This is a genomic window from Flavobacteriales bacterium, from assembly GCA_013001705.1.
In the GTDB taxonomy this organism is placed as follows: domain Bacteria; phylum Bacteroidota; class Bacteroidia; order Flavobacteriales_D; family JABDKJ01; genus JABDLZ01.
In genome coordinates this window covers 1-4,450 of record JABDLZ010000252.1, presented here as the reverse complement: position 1 = coordinate 4,450, position 4,450 = coordinate 1, and the positions used below count along the sequence as shown (strand labels likewise).

The window sequence follows — 4,450 nt, the reverse complement described above, 5'->3', positions numbered from 1 at the left end:
GATGAGGAGTGCTTCAAAGCCAGACTCTTCTTCTAGATCGGTGATGGTGGTGAAATGTGCAGTGAAGAGATCATCCTCTTCCAGATCGACCGAGAGGGAGGCATCCTCGACCTGACCGGGTAGATGGGCATTGGCCGACCAGTGCGAAAAGACAAAGCCGCTGTCGGGCAGGGCTTCTAGGCCGATGGGACAGCCATTGAAATAGACCCCCGACCAGGGATAGTCTTCAGGAGTGAGGGTGCTTACCTGTATACGACCTGCGCCTGCGGGTTCCACGTCCAGCGTCAAGTCGTGCTGGCCTCCCAATTCCAGGGTAGTGTTGACATGCAGTCGGGCATAGGGCATACGCACGGAGAATCGATTGCGGATGAATTCCACTGCATTCATCCAATCGATCACACTCGGAGGGGATTGCCAGCGCTCCACATGATCGGGCATGGCCGGGGCCAATTGCTCGGACATGCTCTCCACATGCGCATCGACAACGGATTGACGGAAGATCGAGTTGGTCAGGTCGGCATAGCGCCTTGTGAAGGCACAACGGAACTGCTCGTTATCCAAGGCCCTATCGAAGAGCTCGGAATGCATGTTCGGTTGGGAGGGATTGCGGGCCATCTCGATGTAGTTCTGAGACGGTGCTGTACCGAATGCTCCCAGGCCCGCATCGGTATCGTAAAGTACATAGCGCCATTTCCCCTCCGGGGTCTGTGGCCGCCAGACTTTGATATTATTGGGCTGCCAAGCGATTCCCATCCAGTCGAGGTTCTCCACGAAAGTCTCGATGATGAAATAATCGATGTAATTCTCTATGTCGAATCGGGTGCTGAACAGTCCGTAGAAGGCCACATTGCCAGCCGGAATGTTCATCATGTAGCTATAGTCCGCGATGAATTTCTCATCTGTCCCGGCCAATACACCTTCCGCATTGAGCAGATCGACCTGATCATCGGGGATATCGTGATTGTCCTCGATATAGTGCTCATCCACCTTCTCGCGTATGCCATAGATGCCCCAATAATCCCCGTTGAGATAGACGATGCAGGGCTCGTAGGCCGAATAATCCACGTGGGTATCCTTGGAGAGCCGGGAGATCAAGGCATCTTGGATCTTATCGCTCCAGACATGCTGTCCTCCGTTGCGCAGATTGAGATTGTTGAAATCCGGGATCTGGGATTTCTCAGAGAAGAGCGGCACCTCCAATCGGCCTGTGTATTTCGATTTGAAATCCAGCCGGAAGGACTTCTGGGGTTCGGCACGTGACCATCCTCCATGTATCTCCAGATCGAGATGTTCTTCGGCCACTAAGGACTGATCACCAGTGAAGAATTCCAAGCGGGCGAATTTGGACCAGGGCTGCCAGAAATTACTTCCGAAAAAAGGATAATTGGAATCGGGATTGGGACCACTCACGTAGATGCCTTCGTAGAAATCCCAGAGGTTGAGCGAGTCGGTCTTGATGCTCATCACCGGCAGTTCATGATTGTCCTGCCCGATGATATAGGTCCGATCCACCACTTGGCTGGGCAGGAGGCCTTCATCCGAGAAAGCGCGTGCCGAGATGATACCGGTCTCCGGAATGTCCAGAGGACCTGAAGCGATGGGGTCTTCGGTATCCGGGATATCCCCATTGGTCGTGAAATGGACGGTACTCCCTGGACTACTGACCGTAGTGGATTGAGCCGAAGCATACCAGCCCGAAGGAAGTCCGAAGAGAGGCGCTGCTGCCACCCCTTCGAAACATGTGGTGTTATTCGGCAGACCCGGGTTGGGCACTTCGAAGTAGCACCAGGACCCCGAGCCATCGGCTGATCGACCTCGGCTCAGTCCGTAACTCAGATCATCGGGAATGGCATCGATATCGACCACTGTTTGCGATTGACTGAGCAGGATATATTCACCCGGACTCAATTTGAAATCGGTATGATAGAATTGATTCCCGCCCACGTAGTCGAACCAAGAGGGGACGGGCGCATAGGTCATTGACGCATCGGAGATGCCTACAGACAGATAGAAGATGGCGGAGAGGTCGCTCGATGTAGGGCTGAAATTATGGACCTGTACGGCCAGAACATTCTCTCCTTCGATGAGTACCGACTCCAGTTGCTCTTGGCTCAATGCCTCATAGCTGGGGCTGCCACCGAGGTAGAGCTGCGCTTCCTCGAAGCTGGTGGTATAGGTGTCGAAACCAGGTGGCTGACCGAATAGGTTGTCCGAGCGGGCGATCTCCACTCCATTGAGATAGGCCACATATCCATCATCGAAGTCTGCGCTCAATACGGCTGCACCTATGTGGGAGAGGTCATCGATAGTGAACTCCTGCCGCATGAAGAGAGAAGGAACAGGCGATATGAAGGTATTGTCATCTCCATCGCCATAGCCGATGCCACCCGCTCCGACATTCCATGTCGAGGCATCGAAGCCCAGTTGGTTCCAGTCGGCCGGTGGGGCACTATTGCCCGGGAAATACTGCCAATCGTTCTCAGCGAGTACCACCGATTCCCAGTGATCCACCTTGGTATCCAGGTCGAGTCCAGAAGCGCAGATGAGCAGGATCTCATCGGCCTGCATGACATAGTCGGGGCATGGCCATTTATCGGGTTCTGTAGGGTCATCGGAGAGGGCGTACTCCCCAAGGGAGATAGGTGAGGAAGAAGTATTGATCAGCTCGATCCAATCGCTCTCTTCTTCACCATCGAAGATCCCCTTGTGGGCAGAATATTCATTGATGGATATCTGGGCGGAGCAGGTCAATACCCATCCCAATCCGGCCACTGAACAGAGCAATCGGGACCAGAAGCTGTGGTGCCTGGAGTATTTCGTATCGGTGATCCGTGACAATAGCGCGCTGAATAGGCATCTAAGATAGAGACTCTCAGCGTGGTCATTGGGATAGGATCAGGTGTTCTGTTGACCCAAGAATGGAATCCTCAGCGCTACTGCAGGACCACTTGAAAGCCGTGTACCGTGCCGCGATCTTGGATACTGAGCATATAGAGACCAGAAGGGACTTCGCTCACATCCACTTCGATCTGTGGGCTATTCCTTGGATCGGTGAGGGTCCGTTCGAACACCATGCTGCCTTTGATATCAAAGAGCTGGAGGAGTACGGGACCATCCTTTTCAGCGCTGTGGTTCAGCATCAGCATGCCGTCCGCTATGGGATTGGTGAGGAGCTCCCATGGACTTTCTGTAGTAGGTTCTAGCAGACCGAGCGGAAGTCCTTTTGCAATGTACTCGCCCTCGTAGATGGGATCGTTGGAGTCTATCTCGGTCTTGCGTTGAGTGAAGAGCGGAAATGGAACACCTGGGAGATAGTATTGATAGCTCGTGATGGTACTGGAATTGGTATTCAGCATATTCCCATTGAAGTAGTTGGTCGTGGTACCGGTGTCGATGGTCTTGAGTCGCAGTATACCGCCTAAGGTCGTGTTGGGTAGCTGCAGTGTACCGGTAGCATCGGCTATTACGGAATAGCTACCCGCACGTGCGGATTGGAATCCAGTATCAAGTGTATCGGGCATACTGGAGTAGATCGAAGTAAAGCCATCTCCATAGCTCATGGGAAAGTCGAAGAGTACCTTGGGTTCTTCGAATACACTGACCTGCACCTTGCCCGTACTGGTATCGACTGTTCCTATCTGGCGGATCTGACCGTTATCGTTCTCTACGATCTGATAGAGGTTGATGAAGGAGCCTACGGATAACCAGTAGATAAAGGCACAATTTGTAAAAACTTCAGCTTCATTCAGATCTTGACAGACCTTGAATCGAGCTTGTAATTCGGCATTGACAGGAATTATCTCTAAATCTGTGACATCCCAATCCTGATCTTCTTCATCCAGCATTTCCAAGTCCTCGAAGAAGGAGGCTGAAATGGTGACATTATCCAGATAGGATGTCAAGGCATCGAGTTGCGTCTGTTGCTCTTCCGTGAGTGTTTGACTTTGGAGAGAAATCACAGGAAAAAGGAGTGCCCATATCAGGCAGAGGCTAGTAGCATGTTTCATGACAGAAGAGTTGGTGGTTCTACCCGAATATAGAAAAAATAGCCGTATTCCCTTGAGGATCAAAGGTGTAGATCGGACACGAACTCCGGTAATTTCGAGCCGGCCTTCGAGTAAATGCATAGCATGCATCGAGATGATTGGCCTCGGATTCCACTCCGTTCTCGAGACGATCGTTCCGATCCCTCGAACTCCGTTTCCTCCATGCCGTCCTTCGAGTAAGCGCTAGCGCATCGAGAAGTTAGGCTACCCGGTTCCACTTCGTTCTCGAGTGCCATCCTTCGACTTCGCTCAGGACAGGCTTCCGCTTCGCGGAACTCCGTTTGCTTCGAGCCGGCCTTCGAGTAAGCGATAGCGCATCGAGAAGTGAGGCTACCGAGTTTCACTTCGTTCTCGAGAACCTTCCTTCGACAAGTGGTTGCTGAGCTTGTCGAAGTACTCAGGAT

General features: G+C 52.4%; 2 protein-coding genes. Both read right to left on the bottom strand.

Annotation, left to right across the window (positions count from 1 at the left end; all coding sequences use genetic code 11):
- Positions 1 to 2,838, bottom strand: a 2,838-nt coding sequence (locus tag HKN79_10170; protein NNC83932.1) for a hypothetical protein, incomplete at its 3' end; no start/stop codon positions are given.
- A gap of 95 nt (positions 2,839 to 2,933) precedes the next feature.
- The gene (locus tag HKN79_10165; GenBank protein NNC83931.1) at positions 2,934 to 4,007 is read right to left on the bottom strand and encodes a T9SS type A sorting domain-containing protein; all 1,074 of its coding nucleotides are present in this window, start codon (positions 4,005 to 4,007) and stop codon (positions 2,934 to 2,936) included.
- Positions 4,008 to 4,450: the final 443 nt, after the last annotated feature.